We start from the raw sequence: 21,174 nt of genomic DNA on the forward strand, positions 1-21,174 counted from the left end.
CGCGCTCAGGCGGCTGATCGAGATGCACCGGTCGGTGACCCTCGCGGAGCGGCATGAGGCCGCGGTGGTGCGGCGGCGGGTAGTGGTGGAGCACACGGATGACGGGATGGCATGGCTGAGTGCGTACCTGCCGGCGGTGGAGGCGCACGCGATCTACGGGCGGCTCACCGCTATCGCGAAGGCCATCAAGAACCAGGACGAGACGGCGACGCCTCGGCAGGACGCCACGAGCCGCGACTGCGACGCGGCACCGCCGGAGGAGGGTCGCACGATCGACCAACTCCGGGCGGACGTTCTCTCCGATCTGCTGATCGAGGGCGACACGACCGTGCACCCGGTCGAGGCGCGCGGGATCCGCGCGACGGTGGCGGTGACGGTGCCAGCCCTCGCGCTGCTCGCGACGGACGATGCGGATCGCGCCGCGCAGGATCTTGCTCCGGCGGTCGTGGAGGGCGTCGGACCGATCCCGCTCGACCGGGCTCAGGAGTTGTGTGGAGGTGCGGACGGGTGGATGCGGATCCTCACCCACCCCGAGACCGGAATGGTCCTCTCCGTCGGCCGGTCGCAGTACCGGCCGCCGCCGATGCTGCGGAAGCTGGTCCGGTGGCGGGCGGACCGGTGCATGGCTCCCGGATGCGGCATCCCCGCCTCCCGGTGCGAGATCGACCACACCATCGCGTGGGAACACGGCGGCGACACCTCGCTCGAAAACCTCGCCCCGCTCTGTAAGGGGCATCACACCGTGAAACACCACGGCGGCTGGCAGGTGCGGCAACTTCGCGACACCGGTGGAGCCCTGGAATGGACCTCACCCGCCGGACGACGATACGTCGTGCAGCCCGAACGCCGCGTGCCGGTGTTCCGACCCGCCGACACCGCAGACGCACCCTTCTGACGCGGCCTTCGGAGCAGGGCCCGGCGGAACTCGCCGCCAGGCGCGAGGATCCGCCGTGCCCATGCGCCACGACTTGCACTGACCACCACCTTCGCGGGCACCCCGCCCGTCGAGATCAAGCCCACAGACCGTGCTTGACACCGCAAACGACATACTTCTACTCTTTATTCACGCCTAAACAAAGGAGTGAAGTGGTCGCAACGCCGCGGAACCAGGCCGACGTCAATCGCACGGCGATCCTCGCGCACCTCGGTGCCCAGGGGCCGGCGTCGCGAGCAGACCTCGCCCGCGCCCTTGACGTCTCTCCGGCGCTCATCACTCAGCTCACTCGCGACCTCCTCGCGGAAGGCCTCATCGAAGAGCTCGAAGCCGCCAGCAGCGGCGGCCGCCCCGCCCGCATGCTCGGACTCGTCTCGCGCGACATCGCCGCGATCGGCGTCAAGGTCGCACCCGACCACGTCGCCCTCGTCGAGGTCGCGATCGACGGAGCCGTCCGCCGCTCCGCGACCCACGCCTTCGACGCCGTCTCACCGCTCGCCGCATCGAACCTCATCGAACTCGTCCAGCGCTTCATCTCCGAGGGCGAATCGAACAACATCCTCGGCGTCGGAGTCGGGCTGCCCGGAACCGTCGCGCAGCAGGGGATCGGCGTCGTCGACTCGACGCAGCTCGGCTGGAACCAGGTGCCGCTCGGCGAGCAGCTCCGCCGCGCGCTCGACCTCCCCGTCGTCGTCGAGAACAACGTCAACGCGCTCAGCGTCGCCGAGCAGCTCTTCGGTCAGGGCCGCGACTTCGACAACGTCCTCGTCGTCACGGTCGGAAACGGCGTCGGGGCGGGCCTCATCGCCGACGGCGCCATCGTGCGGGGTCGCGCGGGCGGCGCCGGCGACCTCGGTCACGTGCCGGTCCGCGAAGACGGCCCGCTCTGCCAATGCGGAAACCGCGGATGCCTCGAAGCGATCATCGGCCAGTCGGCACTCGTCAACGACGCCCGGTCGATCCGCCTGCTCGGACCCGACGAGGGCATCGACGATCTGCGAGCACTCGCGGATGCCGGCAACGAAGGCGCTCGCGAGATCTTCTCGCACGCCGGTCACCAACTCGGCCGCGCGCTCGCCGGAGCCGTCAACCTGCTCGACCCCGAGATCGTCGTGCTCTCGGGCGAAGGCGTCGAGGCATGGGCGCACTGGTCGTCCTCGTTCGAGCACGCCCTTCGCAGCTCGCTCGTCCCGGGCAAGCGCGGCATCCCGGTGGCGGTCGAGCGCTGGCAGGACGACCGCTGGGCGCAGGGCGCCGCCGCCCTCGTGCTCGCCACCCCGTTCGACGCGCAGGGTGTCGCCGGCGACCAGGGCCGCCTCGTGCGCGAACGCCTCGTCGCCTCGATCGAGGCCAAGGCGTAAGCGAGCAGGTCGAGCAAGGACAGCACCCCCGTGAGCACCATCACCCTCCGCGCAGCGGCGGCCGAGGCATCCGTCTCAGCGCCACCGCCCGCCGCCGCGCGCCGCAAGCCGCCGAAGGGCAAGCGCCTCAAGTATGCGCTGACCATCGCGGTCTTCCTGCTGCCGAGCCTCATTCCGCTCGTGATGTTCGTCCTGGGCCCGATGGTCTCGGCGGCGTGGACGAGCCTCCACTCGTGGAACCTCATCGGCCCCATGCAGTGGGTCGGGCTCGACAACTACGCCTTCCTGCTGACCGACCCCGCGACGCACCAGGCGTTCCTGCACACGGTGTACTACATCGTCGGGTACCTGCCGCTCGTGTACGTCGGCGGCCTCGCGCTGGCCCTCGCGCTCAACACCGCCCTCAAGGGTCGGGCGTTCCTCCGCGGCGTGTACTTCCTGCCGGTGATCACGAGCTGGGTCGTCGTCGCGCTCGTGTGGCGGTGGCTGCTCAACCCGAGCACGGGCGTCGTCAACACCGTGCTCGCGTGGTTCGGCATCGAAGGACCCGGCTGGTGGGCCGATCCCGCGTGGGCGATGCCGTCGATCATCCTCGCGTCGGCGTGGAAGGACCTGGGCTTCGTCATGGTCCTGCTCCTCGCAGGCCTCCAGGCGATCAACCCCGACCTCTACGAGGCAGCCGAGCTCGACGGCGCCGGATGGTGGCGACGCCTGTTCAGCATCACGCTCCCGATGCTGTCGCCGTCGACGTTCTTCGTGATCGTCCTGTCGCTCATCAACGGCTTCCAGGTGTTCGACCAGGTCTACGTCATGACCGGCGGAGGACCGAACAACGCGAGCCAGGTCGTCGTGCAGCAGGTGTACGACCTCACGTTCCGCTACGGACAGGCGGGCATGGCATCCGCCCTGTCGTGGCTGCTGTTCTTCGTCATCCTGATCGTCACGCTCATCCAGTTCTACGGCCAGCGCAGGTGGGTGAACTATGACTAGCACCGCGCTCAAGAACAGCACCCTGCGCAGAACCGCCCTCTACGTCGTCCTCATCGCAGGCGCGCTGATCATGGTGTTCCCGTTCGTCTGGACGGTCGTCACGAGCATCACGCCCGGTGCGACGCTCACGACGACGCCGAAGATCATCCCGGATGACCCATCCCTCGCCCCCTACTTCGAGCTGTTCGGTCGCGTGCCGTTCGCGCGCGTCATCATGAACTCGCTCCTCATCGCCGGTGTGAGCACGATCCTGCAGGTCGTCACGAGCGCGATGGCCGCGTACGTCTTCGCACGCCTGCCATTCCCCGGGCGCGGGGCGATCTTCGTCGTGTACCTCGCGACGATGATGATCCCTTTCCAGGTGCTCATCGTGCCGCTGTTCGCCGAGATGAAGACGCTCGGACTCATCAACACCTATTGGGGCGCGATCCTCCCCACGATCGCCTCCGCGTTCGGCGTCTTCCTGCTGCGGCAGGCGATGAGCACCGTGCCGTACGACCTCGACCAGGCGGCGACCCTCGACGGCGCGGGACATTTCCGGATCTTCTTCCAGATCATGCTCCCGCTCATCCGCCCCGCGCTCGCGACGCTCACGGTGTTCGCATTCCTCAACACGTGGAACAGCTTCCTGTGGCCGCTCATCATCCTGCGCGATCCGCTCATGCAGACGCTGCCCGTCGCGCTGTCGAGCCTGCAGGGGCAGTTCTCGACCCAATGGGACGTGCTCATGGCGGGCTCCGTCATCAGCATCATCCCGATGTTCGCCCTCTACGTCTTCGCCCAGAAGTACATCGTCCAGGGCGTCGTCGGCACCGGCCTCAAGTGACCCGCATCCGATACCCGCACCGAACGAACCAACCCACCGATCCGCACCGATAAACATCGAAGGAGATGGCAACTCACATGAGAACCACCAAGACACTCATCACGGCGACGTCGCTCGCGGCCCTCACGGGCCTCGTCCTGACCGGATGCTCCACCGCGAGCAACTCCGACTCGGGTGGCGACAGCGGCGAGAAGGTCACGATCACCTACTCCAACTTCATCTCGAACGGCGGCAATGAGGAAAACCTTCAGAAGATCGTCGACGCGTTCGAGGAGGAGAACCCCGACATCACCGTCGAGGTGCAGACCGCGCCCTACTCGGACTACTTCACGCAGCTGCAGACCGACCTCGCCGCCGGCACGCAGGCCGACGTGTTCGACGTCGACGCGGGCAGCTTCCCGAACATCGCCGCCAACGGCGTGCTCGCGCCGCTCGAGGACTTCGACGCGTCGGCGTACCGCGAGTCGGTGCTCGACGTCTACAACGTCGACGGCGTCCAGTACGGCCTGCCCACCTCGTTCTCGGACGTCGTGCTCTTCTACAACAAGGAGCTCTTCGACGCGGCCGGCGTCGACTACCCGACGTCCGACTGGACGTGGGCCGACGAGAAGGCGGCGGCCGAGAAGCTGACGGATGCCGCATCCGGCGTCTGGGGCGACTACCAGCCCATCTCGTACTACGAGTACTACAAGGCGGTCGACCAGGCCGGCGGCTCGTTCCTCAACGAGGACGGCACCGAGGCGGCCTTCGACTCCGAGGCGGGCCTCGCCGCGGCCGAGTGGCTCGCAGGCAAGTCGGGCACCGTCATGCCGACGGCCGCCGACGGCGCGGGCACGCCCGACTTCGACACGAACCTGTTCAAGGACGGCAAGCTCGCGATGTGGCACACGGGCATCTGGATGATCAGCCTCGTCGGCGACCTGCCGTTCGAGTGGGACATCGCGGTCGAGCCGGGCGACGCGCAGCAGGCCAGCGCGACGTTCTCGAACGCGGTCGTCGTGTCGGAGAGCTCGGAGCACAAGGAGGCCGCGCAGAAGTGGGCGGAGTTCCTGACCAGCTCGAAGACGATGGTCGACGTGCGCCTCGAGGCGGGCTGGGAGCTCCCGGCGATCAGCGACGAGTCGCTCCTGCAGCCGTACCTCGAGCAGACCCCGCCGGCGAACCGCCAGGCCGTGTTCGACTCGCTCGACAACATCGCGGTCGCCCCTGACCTCGGCCCGAACGCGACCCAGATCCAGGACGCCGTCACGAACGCCCTCGGCGAGATCGCCGCAGGACGCGCCGAGGCGGATGCCGCGATCGCCGCGCTCGCCGAGCAGGTGAACGCGCTCCTCGAGCAGTAACCGCGCCCGTCCCACCACTCGTCCGCTCACAACGAAGGACCGTTCGTGTCATACGACCCTGCGCTCGCGGCGCTCGCCGAGAGAAGCATCCGCCTCATCACCGGGATGCAGACCCCCGAAGGGGCGTACCCGGCGAGCCCCACGTTCTCGGCGTACGTCGGCTACAGCTGGCTGCGCGACGGAGCGTTCATCGCCGACGGCGCATCGGTGGCGGGGCAGGTCGAGTCGGCGAGCCGATTCTTCGACTGGTGCGCCGCGGTGACGGTGCGCCGGGCGGAGAAGATCCGGTGGATCGTCGAAGAGTCCCGGGCGGGCCGACCGCCGGGGCCGGAGCACATGCTCCCCGCGCGCTTCACGTTCGCGGGCGACGACGGGGCGGACGAGTGGTGGGACTTCCAGCTCGACGGGTACGGCACGTGGCTGTGGGCGCTCGTGGAGCACCTCGAGCGGCACGGCCTCGACGGTGAGCGCTACCGCGAGGCCGCGCAGCTCACCGCCGAGTACCTGCTCGTCTCGTGGGAGCGCCCCTGCTACGACTGGTGGGAGGAGCACTCCCAGCACGTCCACGTGTCGACGCTCGCGTGCATCGCGGCCGGCCTCGAAGCCGTCGCCCGTGCCGGCCTCGTCGACGACGCCACGGTGCGCGCCATCGGCGACGAGACGGCCAGACTCCGTCGCCTCGTCGCCGAGCGCGGCACCAAGGACGGCCACCTCATCAAGTGGCTCGGCAGCACCGCGGTGGACGGCAGCCTCGCGGCCGCGATCGCTCCACTGGGCTTCACGGATGCCGCATCCGACGTCGCCCGCCGAACAATCGACGTCCTCGAAGCGCACCTCTTCGTCGACGGGGGAGTGCACCGCTACCTCGGCGACACGTTCTTCGGAGGCGGCCAGTGGCCGCTGCTGACGTGCTTCCTCGGGCTCGCGCACCTCGCGGCGGGCGACCGCGAGCGGGCCGAGGAGCTCTTGCAGCACGCCGCAGCGACGGCGACGCCCGAGCTCGACCTGCCCGAGCAGGTGCCCGGGCACCTCATCGCGCCGGGAATGCGGCAGGCGTGGATCGACCGCTGGGGTCCGGTCGCGACGCCGCTCCTGTGGAGCCACGCGATGTTCCTGCGCCTCGGCATCGCGCTCGACCGCATCGACCCCGCCGCCCTCGCCGCACCGCAGACCGCTGCCCAGGAGGAGACCCTCGCATGATCCGTCACCGACCCACAGGATCGGGACACCCGTACTCCGTCGACACCGAGCAGCGCTGGCCGGTCGTGCCCGAGGCGGGCTCGACCGCCACCCTGGGGCTGCGCGCCGACGCCGGCGTCGTCGCCGTGGCGTGCACGCTCGAGTGGCGGCCCGACGAAGACACGGGCGCGTCGCCGGAGACCGTCGAGCTGAGTCTCGAGCGCGTCGCGACGACCTCGCGCGGACGCGTGACCGACGGCGGCCACCTCGCGTCCGCCGCAGCGCGCCTCGCTCGGTCGACGGGCGGCTGGCAGACCCGCACGCCCGAGCTCCGCTTCGGCGGCACATACCGCTACCGGTTCACTGCGACACGAGAAGACGGACGCACGGAGCGCACTCGCTGGTTCGAGTTCCGCGCGGCGCAGTGGCGACCCGACACCGACGCACATCCGCGCCTCATCCCAGGCGCGACCGAAGTGCTTCACGACGGCCGACGCGCGTGGCGCGTGCGCTTCGCGCTGCCGCTCGCCGCCGGTGAGCACGTCACAGGCTTCGGCGAACGCTACGACGCCGTCGACCAGACGGGTCTCATGCTCGACTCGGTCGTGTTCGAGCAGTACAAGAGTCAGGGCGCGGAGCGCAAGACGTACCTGCCGATGCCGTTCGCGCACGTCGTGGGCGGCGACGGATGGGGCTTCCACGTCGACACGACGCGGCGCGTGTGGTTCGACGTCGGGGCATCCGACTCTTCGCGGATCGTGATCGAAGCCGAGACGGATGCCGCGGGCACGGTGCCCCTGCGCATCTTCGACGGCACGCCGACCGAGGTGCTCACGCAGTTCCTCGACGGCGTCGGTCGCGCGAGCGAGCTGCCCTCGTGGGTCTTCCGCCTGTGGGCGAGCGGCAACGAGTGGAACACGCAGGCCGAGGTCATGCGGCAGATGGACCTGCACCGCGAGCACGACATCCCGGTCGGCTCGGTCGTGATCGAAGCGTGGAGCGACGAGTCGACGTTCACCGCGTTCCGCGACGCGCAGTACGAGGTGTCGGGCGACGGCGCACCGCACCGACTCTCCGACTTCACGTTCCCGGAAGACGGCTCGTGGCCCGACCCGAAGGGAATGGCCGACGAACTGCATCGGCGCGACATCCGCCTCCATCTGTGGCAGATCCCGCTCATCAAGATGCGTCCGCATCCCGCCGGGCAGGTCGCGGCCGATGCGCAGGCGGCGATCCGCGAGGACGTGCTCATCCGCGAGCCCGATCCGCGCGGCGGCACCCGCCCCTATCGCAATCGCGGCTGGTGGTTCCCGCTCGCGCTCATGCCCGACCTCACCGATGAGCGCGCCGCGCGCTGGTGGACCGAGAAGCGCCGGTACCTCGTCGAGGAGATCGGCGTCGACGGGTTCAAGACCGACGGCGGCGAGCACGCGTGGGGCTCCGAGCTCGTCTACCTCGACGGGCGGCGCGGCGACGAGAAGAACAACACGTTCCCGGTGGCATATGCGAAGGCGTACGGAGACCTGCTGCGGTCGGCGGGCAAGGCGCCCGTGACGTTCAGTCGCGCAGGGTTCACGGGTTCACAGGCGCACGGGGCGTTCTGGGCCGGTGACGAGAACTCGACGTGGGAGGCGTTCCGCTGGTCGATGAACGCGGGGCTGACGGCCGCGGCATCCGGCATCGTCTACTGGGGGTGGGATATCGCCGGCTTCTCCGGCGAGATCCCGCCCGCCGAGCTCTACATCCGTGCGACGCAGGCGTCGGCGTTCGTGCCGATCATGCAGTACCACTCGGAGTTCAACCACCACCGCACGCCCTCGCGCGACCGCACGCCGTGGAACATCGCCGAGCGAACCGGTGACGAGCGCGTGCTTCCGCTCTTCCGCCGGTACGCCACGCTGCGCGAGCGGCTCGTGCCGTATCTCGAGCGCTCGGCCGCGGCGGCGATCGCGACCGACCGCCCGCTCATGCGTCCGCTGTTCTTCGAGTGGCCCGCCGACCCCGCGGTGTGGGACGCGCCGACCGAGTGGCTCCTCGGTGACGACGTCCTCGTGGCGCCCGTGCTCGACGAGGGTGCGACCGAGTGGTCGGTCTACCTCCCCGAGCTTCGCGAGGATGAGCGGACGAACGGGTGGACGGATGCCTGGACCGGTGAACGCGTCGAAGGCGGTCGCACGGTGACGGTGCCCACGCCGATCGACCGGATACCGGTGTTCGTGCGGGGCGAGTCGGTCGCCGGACTGCTCGAGCTCTTCCGCGAGTAGCGGACGGGCGGAGGTCAGTACCAGCCGACCGACTGCGAGTGGCCCCACGCGTTGCACGGGGTGCCGTAGCGGCCCGAGATGTAGCCGAGGCCCCACGCGATCTGCGTGCGCGCGCTCGTCTGCCAGTCGGCGCCGGCGGTGGCCATCTTGCTGCCGGGGAGCGCCTGCGGAATGCCGAAGGCACCGCTCGAGGCGTTGTACGCCTGGTAGTTCCAGCCGGACTCGCGCTGCCACAGGTTGTAGAGGCAGCCGAACTGGTCGTCGCCCCAGCCGTAGCTGCCCAGCATGCCGCGAGCGGTCGCCTGCGCGCCGGCCGGGCTGTTGTCACCCGAACCGCCGCCGACGGGCACCGAAGGCACCCAGCCGCCACCGCCCGAGCCGGACGACTGCTGCTGACGCGCGCGCTCCGCGGCCTCGGCCGCCTGACGAGCCTTCTCCTCGGCTTCGCGGCGCGCCTTCTCCTCGGCCTCCTTCTTGGCCTGGACCGCCGCGTCGAGGCGGCCGCGCAGACCCGAGACCTGCTCCTGCACCGAAGCCACGAGCGCGGTCACGTCCTCGGTGACGCTCGGAAGAAGCGACTCGGGAAGGCTCTCGATGCTGAGCTCGAGGCGGTCCGCGGTCTCTTCGAGCTGCGTCGTGTCGACGGTGGTCGTCGCCACGCCGATGTCGAGCCCGGACGCCTCGATGTCCGTCGTCACCTTGGCCGCGCTCGCGACAGCGGCGTCAGCGGCCTCGACGGCGGCCTGCGCCTCGCTCGTCGCCGTGTCCGCGGCGGAGACCGCGAGCTCGGCGTCCGCGGCCAGCGGCGCGGGCGTCGAGTACGACGCGAGCATCATGTACGGCATCGCTGCGGCCGAATTGCCGGATGCCTCGGCGGACGAGAGCGGCATCGCACCAGCACACCCGACGATCGTCGCCACCGCGAGACCGAGGCCCGTCGCGAAGAGAATGGGTCGGCGGCGCGCGCGGCGCTCGGCCATGCGGCGGTTGCGGCGGGCGGGAGCGGAGTGCTCGAGAACGGGCGTGGACGACGTGGAGGTACTGGAGCGCATGAAGATTCGGGTTTCGTGTCGGGTTGTCAGCGCCGGCGAGAGACGCAACGCGCGGCCGCTTCGCGGACACACAAAGCCCTGATCTTTGCCGCCTTTTCTGGGCGTTACCTGACCGTTACCTGGCTGCGACCTCAGTCGTCGCTCGAATGGAGGCCCCGACGCGAGGCCAGGAGGGTTACCTCCGGGTGCTCCTCCGCCAGCATGCGTTCGGCCCTCTCGAGCACGTCTCGAACGTGCCGCGCATCCCTGGCGACGACCGACATCCCGATGGACGTGCGCCGGTGAAGGTCGTTCGCGCCGACCTCCGCCACCGCCGCCTCGGTGCGCCGGCTGAGGTCGGCGAGGAGCGGGCGCACGATGCTCCGCTTCTCCTTCAGCGAACGAACGTCGCCGAGCAGGATGTCGAACTCGATCCAGCCGATCCACATGTCGTCTGCGAGCGTAACCTGAACGGGTGCCCGCCGAGCCCGCCGCCGAACCGCCCACAGAGTCGACGCTGCAGAGCGCCCGAGCGCAGCTCGCCGCCCTCGCCCAAGCGAACCACGCGTCGTCGCCGGCGCACGCGCCAGGGGAGGCCCGCCCGGCCGCCGTGCTGATCCTGTTCGGTGTGCTCGACGGACTCCCGAGCGAGCACGAGGCGCAGGCGGCCGCCGTGCCGCGCGACCTCGACCTTCTGCTGCTGGAGCGCGCGACCACCCTGCGCTCGCATCCCGGCCAGGTGGCGTTTCCCGGTGGACGGCTCGACCCGCGCGACGACGGCCCGGTCGCGGCCGCCCTGCGCGAGGCGCACGAGGAGACGGGCCTCGACCCGGCCGGCGTCGAAGTGCTCGGAACACTCGAGAACATCCCGCTCGAGTACTCGCAGCACCTCGTGACTCCCGTGCTCGCGTGGTGGCGGCATCCGTCACCTGTCCGCGTCGTCGACGAGCGCGAGTCCGCCGCCGTCTTCCGCGCACCCGTCGCCGACCTGCTAGACCCGGCCAATCGCGGCGTGACGGTCATCCGCCGCGACGGCCAGGAGTGGCGCGGACCCGGCTTCCTCGTGCACGGCGAAGACGGCGATCACCTCGTGTGGGGCTTCACCGGACTCGTGCTCGAGGGCCTCTTCGACCGACTCGGGTGGACCGAGCCGTGGGACGACACGCGCGAGCTGCCGCTCGAACTGCCCGACATCGAGCCGGAAGTCTGAGCGGCTCGAGATCCACTCACTTCTTGGGCGTGCGGTTCTCGGCGCTCACCATCCACGACAGTTGCTCGATCTTCTCGAGGATCGCGTGCAGGAGGTCGGCGCTCGTGGGGTCTTCCTCGTCGACGTCGTCGTGCACGTCGCGGCACGTCGACGCGACGGCGTCGAGGCGCTCGGTCATGAGGTCGATGACGTCCGTCGTCGCGATCTCACCCTGCGGGAACTCGGGCAGCGTCGTGGACTGCGCCACGACGTCGCTGCGCCCATCGGGCAGGGCGTGGAGCGCCCGCATCCGCTCCGCCACATCATCGCTGAACGCGCGCGCGGCCTCGATGATCTCGTCGAGCTGAAGGTGCGTGTCGCGGAAGTTGCGGCCGACGACGTTCCAATGCGCCTGCTTGCCCTGAAGCGAGAGCTCGATGAGGTCGACGAGCACCTTCTGCAGGTTTTCGCTGAGCGTCTCGGATGCCTGGAACCCGCGCTCCGCGTTCTGCTCGCGCGTCAGCTCGGCACCCTTGCGCGCGGGGCGGCGGTTGCTGTCCGTCGTCGAGCCCTTGCTCGTCTTGCTGGTCTTGGTCGCGGTCGTTGTAGCCACGGTGATCTCCATCCGTCGGGAACACGCCCGAACGTACTCGGCGGACCTTGCGCGTCCGCGGGGATTGAGAGCCTCGCCAGGCAGTGCTAGGGGTCCCGCGCATCGGCGTCGAGTCGCGCCAGCAGGTCGACGGCGGCTCGCGTGTACTCGCTGATCCAGCGGTCGTGGATGCGTTTGATCGGCAGCGGCGCGAGCGACAGGCGGCGTTCGCGGCCGACGCGACGGCCGGCCACGAGCTCGGCCGCCTCGAGCACGCGCAGATGCTGCAACGCCGTGGTGCGATCGATCTCGGGGAACGCGTCGCACAGCGCGCCCGTCGAGCGGGGCGATTCCTTGAGCAGATCGAGCATGCGACGGCGGATCGGGGAGGCGAGGGCCTTGAAGACGCGGTCGTCGTCCTCGAGGGGGCCCTTGTGCTCGGCATCCGACATGTTATAAAAATACAACATGTCTACCGAACTCACCGAACTCCGCTTCACCGTGTCGGGGCGCATCGCGCGACCCATCGCCGAGGTCTACGAAGCCGTCGCCGATCCGGCGCAGCTGTCGCAGTACTTCACGACCGGCGGTGCGCGGGGCCGACTCGAACCGGGCGCGGAGGTGACGTGGGACTTCGCCGACTTCCCGGGCCGATTCCCCGTGAACGTCGTCGAGGCCGACCCGCCGCGGCGCATCGTGATCCGATGGGAGGGGATCGCCGCCGCATCCGAAGACGGCATGACGACCACGACGTTCGAGTTCGAGCCCATCGACGACGGCGCCCGCACGCTCGTGACGATCACCGAGTCGTCGTGGCAGGCCACGGCCGACGGTGCGAAGAACGCGTTCGGCAACTGCGAGGGCTGGACGGGCATGCTCGCCGCGCTCAAGATGTGGGTCGAGCACGGGATCAATCTGCGCGAAGGCTTCTACCGCTGACCGCTCCTGGGGGAGGGGCGGGGCAGACTGGCCGGATGCTGGCGATCGTCTCCGCACCAAGCAACCTCGGCCTGCGGCCTCCCGAGCCCGGCGCGGTTCCAGGCACGGCGAAAGCGCCCGAAGCGCTGCGCGAGGCGGGCCTCTACTCCCGCCTCGCCGAACTCGGAGCACGGGACGCCGGCACCGTCCTGCCCGCACGATACGTCGACGACGACGCGACCCGCCCCGCCGGACACTTCCAGCATCCGGCGATCAGCGACGAGTGCGCGAGCGTCGCGGGGGAGGACCTCGCCGCCGCAATCGGACTGCATTGGCCGGCGATCGCCGACATCGACGGGCGCGGACCGTACTTCGACCCCGAGCGGACGGTGCACATCGGATGCCGCGACGACGACTCCGAGCTCGACCTCGTACGCGCGACCATCGGCGCGGTCGCACCCGCGAGCGAGGTCATCCTGCATGGCGGCGCTCGCGCGGCGGCACGCGTGCGCGACGTCGCAGACCAGGGGGCGGGTTACTGGCTTCAGGTCGACGTCGATGTTCTCGACCCCGAGGTCATGCCGGCCGTCGACAGCCCCGACCCCGGGGGACTGCGGCCCGACGAGCTCACCGCCCTGCTCCAGGGGCTCGCGCCGCGCGCGATCGGCGCCTCGATCACGGTCTTCGACCCCGATCTCGATCCCGACGGTCTCTACGCCGTGCTGCTCACCGACATCATCGTCAGCGGGCTCGCGGAGTTGGGGACTGAGCTCTAGACCTCGTCTCTGAGCCCGACGCGGTCGGGGATCTCGAACGGCAGATGGGGCAGCCACGATGCGGGCTCGGGCCACGGCCGCGACGCGGGCAGCGCCTTCAGCAGGCGCCGGATCGCCGCGTCACGCGGCCCCTCAGGCGCCCGCGACGCGAGCACGCGCTGCGGAGCGTGGTGTCCGAGAGCGCCGAGCCACCAGTGGCGCCACGTGTCGGGCGCCTCCTGCGGATCGAGGACGATGTAGTAGTCGGGCATGAGCGCCGAGCCCTCTTCGAAGCGGGCGATGGCCGCCTCGACCTCGAGTTCGAGCACGCCGAGGGTCGAGCGCTCTTCGAAGAGCTCGACCCACGCCGCTGCGACGTGCTCGAGCGGGTCGGCGTCGTGGATGATCCAGGGAGTGCTTGCGGCCGCGATGCGTCGTGTCGCCAGGCCGGGGTCGCTGCCCTGCAGCGCGAGGATCTCGACCCCGGGGATGCCGTCGAAGGTCGCGAGGGCGTCTTCAGACTGCTCCCCGACGATCGCGACGATCGTGCCGGTCGGTGTCATGTGCGCCATGCTCGATATTAAGTCGATCACGCCGCAAGAGGACGGAACGCGCCGCGAGTCCGATCGCCGCCACGACCAGCGACGCGATGATCGGACGGAAGGCCAGCTCGGGGGTGAACGCCGCCATCTCGAACACCCGCAGCGCGTAGTCCGCCATCTCGTTCACCCGGCCCCCGAACACACGCATCCCGGCGGCGGCCGTCACGGCGGTGATCGCCGCGGGCGCGAGCCACACCATCGCGATGCTCACGAGCGCCGCGATGACGCGACCCACGGTTCCCAGACCGGTCCACGCGATCGCGACGCCGACGAGCACCGGCGGCACCCACTGGATCAGCCCCACGATCTCGTACGGGGTCGTCACGCCCATGAACCCCGTGAGCCACGACTGCGTCGCGATCGCCCCGATGGACAGGCCGATGAGCGCCCCGGCGCGCGGCGCACGTGCGATGAGGAACACGACGAGAACCCCGACGAGAAGCGACAAGACGCTGACGACGATGAGTGCGCCGAGATACAGAGCGGACTCCGTCCCGCCGCGAAGCCCGCCGTCGACCGTCACCGCCGTCTGCACGATCGCGATGACCTGGATCACGATGACGCCACTCGAGATGAGCAGGAACCCGCCGCGCGGCAGCCGGGGTCGCAGCGCCCGTGCCGTGATGCCCGCGGCCGCGGCGCCGACGACCAGCAGCGCGAAGATGAGGCTCAGCGAGTACTGGCTGAACGGCAGCATGGCGACGGGCATCGCCTCAGGAGGCGCGTCCACCGCCCACAGGTTCTGCAACGGCAGCCGCATGCCGGTCAAGAGCCACGGCAGCAGCCCCACGAACGCCGCCGCGACGCCGATCAGCGTGCACAGCCACGGCGCCACGGGGCGCGCGGAGCGCGTGGGCTCCGCGGCATCCGTCGATTCGGTGTCCTGGTCGACCGCCTCGCTCACGAGACGCCGCCCACCGAGGCGAGGGCACGATGAACGGATGCCACGGCGCTCGACCCCTCGCCGACAGCCGCCGCCACGCGCTTCATCGATCCGCGGCGCACGTCACCCGCGGCGAACACCCGCGGGAGCGACGTCTCGAACGGCAGTGGTTCGCGTCCGAGCCGCCGCCAGTCCTCGCCAAGCGCGTCGAGCGGGATGTCGACGCCCGTGCGCAGAAAGCCCTCCGGGTCGCGGTCGACCCCGTTGAGCCACGACGTCGCGGGCTCGGCACCGATGAAGCAGAAGAGCCCGCGCGCTTCGACCTCGCCGACGCGGTCGATGTGCACGCGCCGCAGGTACCGGTCGCCGTCCAGGCCGACGACGTGGGAGCGGGTGAGCACCTCGACGCGCGGGTCTTCGAGCAGACGCGTCACGAGGTACGACGACATCCGCCGGCTGAGGTCGTCGCCGCGGACGACGAGGCGCACGGGGCATCCGTTCGATGCGAGGTAGAGAGCAGCCTGGCCGGCCGAGTTCGCGCCGCCGACGACCACGACGGGCGACTCCATCACCTGGCGCAGTTCGAGGGGCGTGGCGGCGTAGAAGATGCCCGAGCCCTCGAAGTCGTTCCATCGGTCGAGGTCGAGCGTGCGGTACGCGGCGCCCGACGTGATGATGGCGCTGCGCGTGTGGATCGTGCGTCCGTCGCGGAGAGTGACCTCGAGGCCCTCGTCGATCGTCGTGAGGCTCACCGCCTCGCACGGCGCGTACACACGCACGCCGAACTTGAGCGCCTGCAACGACGCCTGGCCGATGAGCGCGCGGCCGGTGACGCCGAACGGGAATCCGAGGAAGTTCTCGATCCGCGACGTCGCCGCGGCCTGTCCGCCGGGAGCGACAGCGTCGAGGAGGACGGTGCGGAGGCCTTCGGATGCCCCGTAGATCGCCGCCGCGAGGCCGGCCGGCCCTCCGCCGATGACCGTCAGGTCGACGAAGTCGTCGGTGCTCGCCTGGTAGCTGAGTCCGAGGCGGTCGGCGACGAGCCCGGGCGTCGCGCGCAGGATCGGCTCCCCCTGCACGTAGGCGATCGGAAGGTCCGCTTTCGTGAAGCCGTGCTCCTTGAGGTAGTCCGTGTGGTGCGTCTTGTCGGGGACGTCCTCGAGGTCGATCGCCGTGTGCACGAGGTCGGTGCGCTCGGCGAACCGGCGCAGCGCGAGGAACTCGCTCGACGCCTTCGAGCCGACCAGCTTGAGCGTGAGGGCGGCGGGACCGCTGCGCAGCGACTCGCGCCGCGCCCACAGGGCGTGCAGCAGGATGTCGCACAGCTCGTCGTCCTCGGCCATGAGCCGGCGCAGGTTCTCTTCGCTCACGCGGTACGCGACGCCGGGCTCTGTGACGCGCGCCGACAGGAACGCGGCCTGGCCGTTGAGGAGGCCGAGCTCGCCGAGGAACGAGCGCGGACCGATCGTCGTGATGATGACCTCTCCCACCCAGCCGAGCGGCTCGCGCACGATCTCGACCTGCCCGCTCTCGATGAGCATGAGGTTGTAGGCGCGCTGGCCGGTGCGGAACAGGTAGTCGCCGGGCTTCACCTCCTCCGGCTCGCCGAATTCGAGCAGCCGGGCCCACTGATCGTCGGTCAGATGGGGCGACTGGGCGGGGTCGTGCGCCGGTTCGGGCGCGGCCCCGGCGGATGCCGCAGGCAGGGTTTCGTCTTTCTCGGGGGGCATGCTCCGACGCTACTCGCGGCGCGGCGCACTGTCATCGGGCGGATTCTCGGCTTGAGCCGGGCAGCATCCCGTCGACCAGCGCGGCCAGGCCCACGTGGAAGGTGTCCCGGGCCGCGAGCTCCGGCCAGCGTGCGCCGATCGCGGCGAGCTGCGGCATACGGGGGTCGGCGAAGGTCTCCCGGGCCCAGGCCGCACGGCGCTTCGCGTCTTCGCTGAGCTCGCCGGACCGCGCGCGGACGAGGAGCTCGCCGGCGGTGAGGTACCAGGCGGTCCGGAACAGGTCGACCGCTTGCTCCTGTGTGCACCCGAGCTCGACCGCCGCGGACAGCACTGCGTCCACGACGCGGAGGGCCGGCTCGCCCAAGCGGGGGAGGAAGCCGTCGACGGTGAGCACCTCGGCCGCCCACGGGGTCTCGGCCAGCGCGTCGTGCACCGCGACCATCGCGGTGATGATGCGCTCGCGGGGCTCCTCGGGCAGCTCGACTTCGGCCAGGGCGTGCGCGGCATCCTCATTGAGCAGCTGGATGAGGAGATCCTCGCGGTCGCGCACGTGGTGATAGAGCGTCGTCGTGCCCACATCGAGCTCGGCGGCCAGTCGGCGCAGGGTGAGTCGTCGCCACCCCTCGCGGTCGATGATCCGGCGGGCGGCGGCGAGGATCCGGGCCCGCGACGTCACCGCGGGCCGCCCGCGGCGCGGGGTGGGGGTGGCCTCGGTCATGTCACTCATCCTGCCCTCTTCCGGCCCGGCGGTTTGACTCTCGATCCCCGCCCTCCTTATTTTAGGAACATGTTCCGAAAAAATGAGACCGCCGCTCGGTCGGGATTGACGCTCGCGACCGTGGGCGTGGTGCAGTTCTTGGTCTCCCTGGATCTGTCGGTGGTGAATCTCGGCCTGCCCGAAATCGCGTCGGGCCTCGGGTTCGGGGGCGTCGACGTCACGTGGGTCATCCACGCATATGCGCTCGCCTTCGGCGGACTGCTGCTCCTCGGGGGCAAGCTCGCCGATCGCCACGGCCGTCGGCGAGTCCTCCTCGGTGGGCTCTGCCTCTTCGCGCTCGCGTCGTTGCTCGGCGGCTTCGCCCAGGAGCAGGGCCAGCTCATCGCCGCTCGTGCCGCGCAAGGGGTCGGTGCGGCCGCCCTCGCGCCCGCCGCGCTGGCGATCCTCACCGTGTCCTTCCCGAGCGGTCGCGCCCGTGCGCGGGCGTTCGGCGTGTGGAGCGCGATGAACGCGGCGGGCGGCGCTCTCGGTGTCCTCGTCGGCGGTGTGCTCACCGAGTACGCCGGCTGGCGCTGGGTCATGTGGGTCAACGTCCCCATGGCCGTGCTCGCCGTGGTGCTGGCGTGGTGGGGCGTGGCGGCCGACCCACCCGTGGCGCGCCACGCGCGTCCCGACGTCCTCGGCGCCGTTCTCGGGACGGCGGGGATGACCGCTCTCGTGTACGGGATCGTCGGCACCGACCAGCACGGCTGGATGTCGCCGGTCACCCTCGGCGCGCTCGTCGCGGCATCCGTCCTTCTCGTCGCGTTCGCGGTGGTCCAGCGGATCACCACCCGGGACGCCGTCCTGCCGCTCGCGCTGTTCCGGCTGCGCACCGTGTCGGGGGCGAACGCCTACAACCTCCTGCTCGGCGCCGCGATGGCCTCCGCGTTCTACTTCATGTCGCTGTACCTCCAGGACGTCCTCGGCTACGGTCCCGCGCTCGCGGGGCTGATGCTCCTGCCCTTCGCGCTGGGTGTCGTCGCCGGTTCGTTCCTCGCGATCAGGCTCGGCTCGCGCATGCCGGCCCGCTCGCTGCTCATCTGGGGCGGGCTGCTGACGGCCGCCGGGTTCGCCTGGTTCGGCCGTATCGGCGCCGACGGCACGTTCCTCGCCGACGTCCTCGGCCCGTCGCTGGTGACGAGCATCGGCTTCGGCCTGTGCTTGGGCCCGGTCGTCGCCACCGCCACCGTCGGGGTCGACGAGCGGTACAGCGGTGTGGCCTCCGGCGTGCTCAGCACTTCTCGGCAACTCGGAGCCTCGCTCGGCCTCGCCGTGCTGGGCACCGCCGCGGCCGCGCGCGCCGGCGGCTCCGCGGGCGGCTCCACCGACGTGGACGCGCTCACCGGCGGCTATGCGCTCGGGTTCACGCTCGGCGCGGTCCTGCTCGGCCTGGCCGTCCTCGTCGCCGCCCTCGTCCTCCCGCGGGCCACCGGCCGCACGAGCTCACGAAGCACGACCTCACGAAGCACGACCTCACGAAAGGAGCACCACCACCGTGACCACTCGAACCCGTGACACCCGCACCACTGACACCAGCATCCGAGGCCCGGTCCTGGCCAGCCTGTACACCGGGTTGATCCTCACGGTTCTGTCCGTCGCCTTCGTCTTCGTCGACCGAGCGAGCAGCGGCCTGCTCGCCGCGCACCTGAAGGAGAGCTACCCGTCATACGGCCCCACCCGGATCGAAGAGGCGGTGACCCTGTGGACCACCGTGCTCACGATCGTCGGCGCCCTCGGTGTCGTCGGCTGGATCCTGGCGATCTGGGCCACCCGACGCGGATTCCGGTGGGCGGGCTGGCTGATGGCCACGCTGTTCGCGGTGGGCACCGCCCTCGGGCTGTACCTGCTCACCGTCCGCGACACGTCGGGCGACACCGGGCTGCCGACCGCGCTCGGGGTGATCGGGCTGCTGCCGTCCGCTGCCGGTCTGGCGGCGGTGCTGCTGACGTGGAGATCCCGCAAGTCGGTGACCCGCGGCATGCCCGCCTGAAAGACTGGGTCACCGTGCTCGGAAAGCTGAAGCGCTGGCTGTACGGCGCGGACCGACACCGGCCGGGCGCGTTCATGCGGGCCTTCAACCGGGCAGACGCCGCACCGTCTGGCCGTGGCCGAGGTCGGCGGGGATCGCTTCCTCGTGTCGATGCTCGGCGATGACGTCCGCTGGGTGCGCAACGTGCCGCTTCAGGAGTTCGAGGCGGTGGCGGATCGGCATCCGGTCTTCCGCGTCGGTCGGCGCCGCTAGCCTGACTGTCATGCGAATCCGTCCCGCAGTCGCTTCGGATGCCCCGCGAATCGCCGAGGTGTGGGAGGCGGGCTGGCGAGACGGACATCTGGGGCACGTCCCCGAGGCGCTCGTGCGGCACCGCACGCCGGAGTCCTTCGCCCGCCGCGCGGCCGCCATGATCGACCGCACGTACGTCGCAGAGGTGGACGGGGTGGTCGTCGGGTTCGTGACGCTCAAGGGGGACGAGCTCGAGCAGCTGTTCGTCGATGCGGCCGCGCGCGGCACGGGGGTCGCGAAGGCGCTCCTCGACGAGGGGGCGCGCCGGCTCATCGAGGCGGGGCACGAGCATCCGTGGCTCGCCGTCGTCACCGGCAACGCCCGCGCCCGTCGCTTCTACGAGCGCGAAGGCTGGCGCGACGCGGGCCCGCTCCCGTATGAGGCGCCCATCGAGGGAGGCTCGGTCACGGTCGACGGACGCCGGTACGAGCTCGTCCGATAGAGGATCCCGGATCGTGACGCACACCCTCACCCGCGAGCAGGCGCGCCGAATCATCGTGCGAGCCCAGCTGCTCGACGCCGCCCGCCCGGGGGACGTCGTCGAGGTCGCCGAGCAGCTCGGCCAGATCAAGAACGACCCGACGTCGGTCATCGCGCCGTGCGAGCACACCATCATGTGGTCGCGCATCGGCTGGTCGTACGAGCCGGGCCAGCTGCAGAAGGCGGTGGAGGAAGACCGGGTGCTGTTCGAGCTCGGCGGGATGTTCCACCCGATGAGCCTGCTGCCGCTCATGATGCCGGGCATGCGCACGTGGCCGCGCCGCAAGAGCACGCGCGAGTGGCTCGAGGCCAACGACCGGTTCCGCAAGGACGTGCTCGCGCGGCTGCGCGCCGACGGTCCTCTCCTCGCGAGCGCCATTCCCGACACCGCACAGGTCAGCCGCCCGCCCGACGGCTGGTCGGGCTCGAACCAGGTGCCGATCATGCTCGACTTCCTCTCGCGGCAGGGTGTCGTCGCGATCACGCGGCGCGAGGGCCGGCACCGCGTGTGGGATCTCGCGGAGCGCGTCTACCCGCAGGATCTCCCCGAGCTCGATCCTGAAGAGGCGAAGCGGATGCTGCACGAGCGCACCCTGCAGGCGACCGGCATCGGACGATCGCACTGGTGGTGGTCGCCCGTCGGCGACGCCGGCGAGCCGGCCACGGTCGAAGGCAGCACCTGGAAGTTCCGCGTCGACCCAGAGGCGCTCGCCGCATTGGACGACGACCGCGGCGGCCGCGTCGCATTCCTCAACCCATACGACGGTCTGCTGTTCGACCGCGGGAGGCTCGAGGAGGTGTTCGAGTTCACATACGTGCTCGAGCAGTTCAAGCCGAAGGCGCAGCGAGTGTACGGCTACTTCGCGCATCCGATCCTGCTCGGCGACCGGTTCGTCGGCATGCTCGACGCCGAGGTCGACCGCAAGGCGGACGTGCTGCGCGTCAACGCCGTCCACGAGTTCCTGCCGTTCGAGCCCGAGGAGATGGACATGGTGCGCGCCGAGATCATGGACCTCGGCGAGTGGCTGGGGGTGCCGGTGACGGGGCTCGGCTGAC

At 70.4% G+C, this 21,174-nt stretch carries 23 protein-coding genes; 15 read left to right on the forward strand and 8 right to left on the reverse strand.

Annotated elements, in window-relative coordinates:
• From VFF97_RS11140 to VFF97_RS11170, 7 genes are all read left to right on the forward strand, one after another.
• On the forward strand, positions 1-895 hold an 895-nt coding region (locus VFF97_RS11140), incomplete at its 5' end, for an HNH endonuclease signature motif containing protein (protein ID WP_325033572.1).
• 191 nt (positions 896-1,086) lie between these two features.
• Positions 1,087-2,295 (forward strand): ROK family protein, encoded by a 1,209-nt coding sequence (locus tag VFF97_RS11145; RefSeq protein WP_325033573.1) that lies wholly within the window; start codon positions 1,087-1,089, stop codon positions 2,293-2,295.
• 30 nt (positions 2,296-2,325) lie between these two features.
• The gene (locus VFF97_RS11150) at positions 2,326-3,285 is read left to right on the forward strand and encodes a sugar ABC transporter permease (RefSeq protein WP_325033574.1); all 960 of its coding nucleotides are present in this window, start codon (positions 2,326-2,328) and stop codon (positions 3,283-3,285) included.
• Positions 3,278-4,111, forward strand: coding sequence for a carbohydrate ABC transporter permease (locus tag VFF97_RS11155; protein ID WP_325033575.1), 834 nt, complete (start codon positions 3,278-3,280; stop codon positions 4,109-4,111). The genes VFF97_RS11150 and VFF97_RS11155 overlap by 8 nt, the downstream gene beginning before the upstream one ends.
• Positions 4,112-4,188: 77 nt before the next feature.
• Positions 4,189-5,454, forward strand: coding sequence for a sugar ABC transporter substrate-binding protein (locus VFF97_RS11160; protein WP_325033576.1), 1,266 nt, complete (start codon positions 4,189-4,191; stop codon positions 5,452-5,454).
• Positions 5,455-5,499: 45 nt separating this feature from the next.
• The gene (locus VFF97_RS11165; RefSeq protein WP_325033577.1) at positions 5,500-6,654 is read left to right on the forward strand and encodes a glycoside hydrolase family 15 protein; all 1,155 of its coding nucleotides are present in this window, start codon (positions 5,500-5,502) and stop codon (positions 6,652-6,654) included.
• Positions 6,651-8,897: a TIM-barrel domain-containing protein gene (locus VFF97_RS11170; protein WP_325033578.1), complete on the forward strand. Its 2,247-nt coding sequence runs from the start codon at positions 6,651-6,653 to the stop codon at positions 8,895-8,897. Before VFF97_RS11165 ends, VFF97_RS11170 begins: the two co-directional genes overlap by 4 nt.
• Positions 8,898-8,911: 14 nt before the next feature.
• On the opposite strand, the gene VFF97_RS11175 is transcribed toward VFF97_RS11170, so the two are convergent.
• Both VFF97_RS11175 and VFF97_RS11180 read right to left on the reverse strand, forming a co-directional pair.
• On the reverse strand, positions 8,912-9,949 hold the full coding sequence (locus VFF97_RS11175; RefSeq protein WP_325033579.1) for a lytic transglycosylase domain-containing protein: 1,038 nt from the start codon (positions 9,947-9,949) through the stop codon (positions 8,912-8,914).
• Positions 9,950-10,080: 131 nt separating this feature from the next.
• A complete protein-coding gene (locus VFF97_RS11180; RefSeq protein ID WP_325033580.1) occupies positions 10,081-10,377 on the reverse strand; it encodes a DUF503 domain-containing protein in 297 nt (98 codons plus the stop codon).
• Positions 10,378-10,403: 26 nt separating this feature from the next.
• Here VFF97_RS11180 and VFF97_RS11185 point away from each other — a divergent pair, with 26 nt between their 5' ends.
• Positions 10,404-11,138 (forward strand): CoA pyrophosphatase, encoded by a 735-nt coding sequence (locus VFF97_RS11185; protein WP_325033581.1) that lies wholly within the window; start codon positions 10,404-10,406, stop codon positions 11,136-11,138.
• Between the two features lie 16 nt (positions 11,139-11,154).
• Here VFF97_RS11185 and VFF97_RS11190 read toward each other — a convergent pair whose 3' ends face one another.
• Both VFF97_RS11190 and VFF97_RS11195 read right to left on the reverse strand, forming a co-directional pair.
• Complete coding sequence (locus VFF97_RS11190) at positions 11,155-11,730, reverse strand: DNA starvation/stationary phase protection protein (protein ID WP_325033582.1); 576 nt, start codon at positions 11,728-11,730, stop codon at positions 11,155-11,157.
• Between the two features lie 86 nt (positions 11,731-11,816).
• Positions 11,817-12,161: a metalloregulator ArsR/SmtB family transcription factor gene (locus VFF97_RS11195; RefSeq protein WP_325033583.1), complete on the reverse strand. Its 345-nt coding sequence runs from the start codon at positions 12,159-12,161 to the stop codon at positions 11,817-11,819.
• A 16-nt stretch (positions 12,162-12,177) separates the two neighbouring features.
• Here VFF97_RS11195 and VFF97_RS11200 point away from each other — a divergent pair, with 16 nt between their 5' ends.
• A complete protein-coding gene (locus VFF97_RS11200) occupies positions 12,178-12,648 on the forward strand; it encodes an SRPBCC family protein (protein ID WP_325033584.1) in 471 nt (156 codons plus the stop codon).
• A 35-nt stretch (positions 12,649-12,683) separates the two neighbouring features.
• Positions 12,684-13,403, forward strand: coding sequence for an arginase family protein (locus VFF97_RS11205; RefSeq protein ID WP_325033585.1), 720 nt, complete (start codon positions 12,684-12,686; stop codon positions 13,401-13,403).
• On the opposite strand, the gene VFF97_RS11210 is transcribed toward VFF97_RS11205, so the two are convergent.
• The 4 genes from VFF97_RS11210 to VFF97_RS11225 are packed head-to-tail and all read right to left on the reverse strand — an operon-like array spanning position 13,400 to position 17,315.
• Positions 13,400-13,945 carry a hypothetical protein gene (locus tag VFF97_RS11210; RefSeq protein ID WP_325033586.1) on the reverse strand — a complete coding sequence of 182 codons (546 nt, stop codon included), beginning with the start codon at positions 13,943-13,945 and terminating at the stop codon, positions 13,400-13,402. The genes VFF97_RS11205 and VFF97_RS11210 overlap by 4 nt on opposite strands.
• Positions 13,899-14,888: a hypothetical protein gene (locus VFF97_RS11215; RefSeq protein ID WP_325033587.1), complete on the reverse strand. Its 990-nt coding sequence runs from the start codon at positions 14,886-14,888 to the stop codon at positions 13,899-13,901. The genes VFF97_RS11210 and VFF97_RS11215 overlap by 47 nt, the downstream gene beginning before the upstream one ends.
• The gene (locus tag VFF97_RS11220) at positions 14,885-16,597 is read right to left on the reverse strand and encodes an FAD-dependent oxidoreductase (RefSeq protein ID WP_325033588.1); all 1,713 of its coding nucleotides are present in this window, start codon (positions 16,595-16,597) and stop codon (positions 14,885-14,887) included. Before VFF97_RS11220 ends, VFF97_RS11215 begins: the two co-directional genes overlap by 4 nt.
• Before the next feature lie 31 nt (positions 16,598-16,628).
• Entirely contained in the window at positions 16,629-17,315 is a 687-nt protein-coding gene (locus VFF97_RS11225; RefSeq protein WP_325033589.1) for a TetR/AcrR family transcriptional regulator, read from the reverse strand.
• A gap of 69 nt (positions 17,316-17,384) precedes the next feature.
• On the opposite strand from VFF97_RS11225, the gene VFF97_RS11230 reads away from it, so the two are divergent.
• The 5 genes from VFF97_RS11230 to VFF97_RS11250 all read left to right on the forward strand — a co-directional run bounded on the left by VFF97_RS11230 (position 17,385) and on the right by VFF97_RS11250 (position 21,173).
• Positions 17,385-18,872, forward strand: a complete 1,488-nt coding sequence (locus VFF97_RS11230) for an MFS transporter (protein ID WP_325033590.1) — start codon at positions 17,385-17,387, stop codon at positions 18,870-18,872.
• A complete protein-coding gene (locus VFF97_RS11235) occupies positions 18,853-19,347 on the forward strand; it encodes a hypothetical protein (protein WP_325033591.1) in 495 nt (164 codons plus the stop codon). The genes VFF97_RS11230 and VFF97_RS11235 overlap by 20 nt, the downstream gene beginning before the upstream one ends.
• 114 nt (positions 19,348-19,461) lie before the next feature.
• A complete protein-coding gene (locus VFF97_RS11240; protein WP_325033592.1) occupies positions 19,462-19,599 on the forward strand; it encodes a hypothetical protein in 138 nt (45 codons plus the stop codon).
• 10 nt (positions 19,600-19,609) lie between these two features.
• Positions 19,610-20,080 carry a GNAT family N-acetyltransferase gene (locus VFF97_RS11245; protein WP_325033593.1) on the forward strand — a complete coding sequence of 157 codons (471 nt, stop codon included), beginning with the start codon at positions 19,610-19,612 and terminating at the stop codon, positions 20,078-20,080.
• 10 nt (positions 20,081-20,090) lie between these two features.
• The gene (locus tag VFF97_RS11250) at positions 20,091-21,173 is read left to right on the forward strand and encodes a DNA glycosylase AlkZ-like family protein (protein ID WP_325033600.1); all 1,083 of its coding nucleotides are present in this window, start codon (positions 20,091-20,093) and stop codon (positions 21,171-21,173) included.
• The last annotated feature ends 1 nt before the right edge of the window (position 21,174 follow it).

This window comes from Microbacterium sp. (assembly GCF_035687345.1).
In the GTDB taxonomy this organism is placed as follows: domain Bacteria; phylum Actinomycetota; class Actinomycetes; order Actinomycetales; family Microbacteriaceae; genus Microbacterium.

Bases quoted from the DNA above. Each gene is read 5' to 3' on its own strand.
- VFF97_RS11230 (WP_325033590.1), top strand. From the start codon at position 17,385: ATGTTCCGAAAAAATGAGACCGCCGCTCGGTCGGGATTGACGCTCGCG.
- VFF97_RS11195 (WP_325033583.1), bottom strand. From the start codon at position 12,161: ATGTCGGATGCCGAGCACAAGGGCCCCCTCGAGGACGACGACCGCGTC.
- VFF97_RS11170 (WP_325033578.1), top strand. From the start codon at position 6,651: ATGATCCGTCACCGACCCACAGGATCGGGACACCCGTACTCCGTCGAC.
- VFF97_RS11175 (WP_325033579.1), bottom strand. From the start codon at position 9,949: ATGCGCTCCAGTACCTCCACGTCGTCCACGCCCGTTCTCGAGCACTCC.
- VFF97_RS11220 (WP_325033588.1), bottom strand. From the start codon at position 16,597: ATGCCCCCCGAGAAAGACGAAACCCTGCCTGCGGCATCCGCCGGGGCC.
- VFF97_RS11160 (WP_325033576.1), top strand. From the start codon at position 4,189: ATGAGAACCACCAAGACACTCATCACGGCGACGTCGCTCGCGGCCCTC.
- VFF97_RS11155 (WP_325033575.1), top strand. From the start codon at position 3,278: ATGACTAGCACCGCGCTCAAGAACAGCACCCTGCGCAGAACCGCCCTC.
- VFF97_RS11245 (WP_325033593.1), top strand. From the start codon at position 19,610: ATGCGAATCCGTCCCGCAGTCGCTTCGGATGCCCCGCGAATCGCCGAG.
- VFF97_RS11180 (WP_325033580.1), bottom strand. From the start codon at position 10,377: ATGTGGATCGGCTGGATCGAGTTCGACATCCTGCTCGGCGACGTTCGT.
- VFF97_RS11210 (WP_325033586.1), bottom strand. From the start codon at position 13,945: ATGACACCGACCGGCACGATCGTCGCGATCGTCGGGGAGCAGTCTGAA.
- VFF97_RS11200 (WP_325033584.1), top strand. From the start codon at position 12,178: ATGTCTACCGAACTCACCGAACTCCGCTTCACCGTGTCGGGGCGCATC.
- VFF97_RS11205 (WP_325033585.1), top strand. From the start codon at position 12,684: ATGCTGGCGATCGTCTCCGCACCAAGCAACCTCGGCCTGCGGCCTCCC.
- VFF97_RS11225 (WP_325033589.1), bottom strand. From the start codon at position 17,315: ATGACCGAGGCCACCCCCACCCCGCGCCGCGGGCGGCCCGCGGTGACG.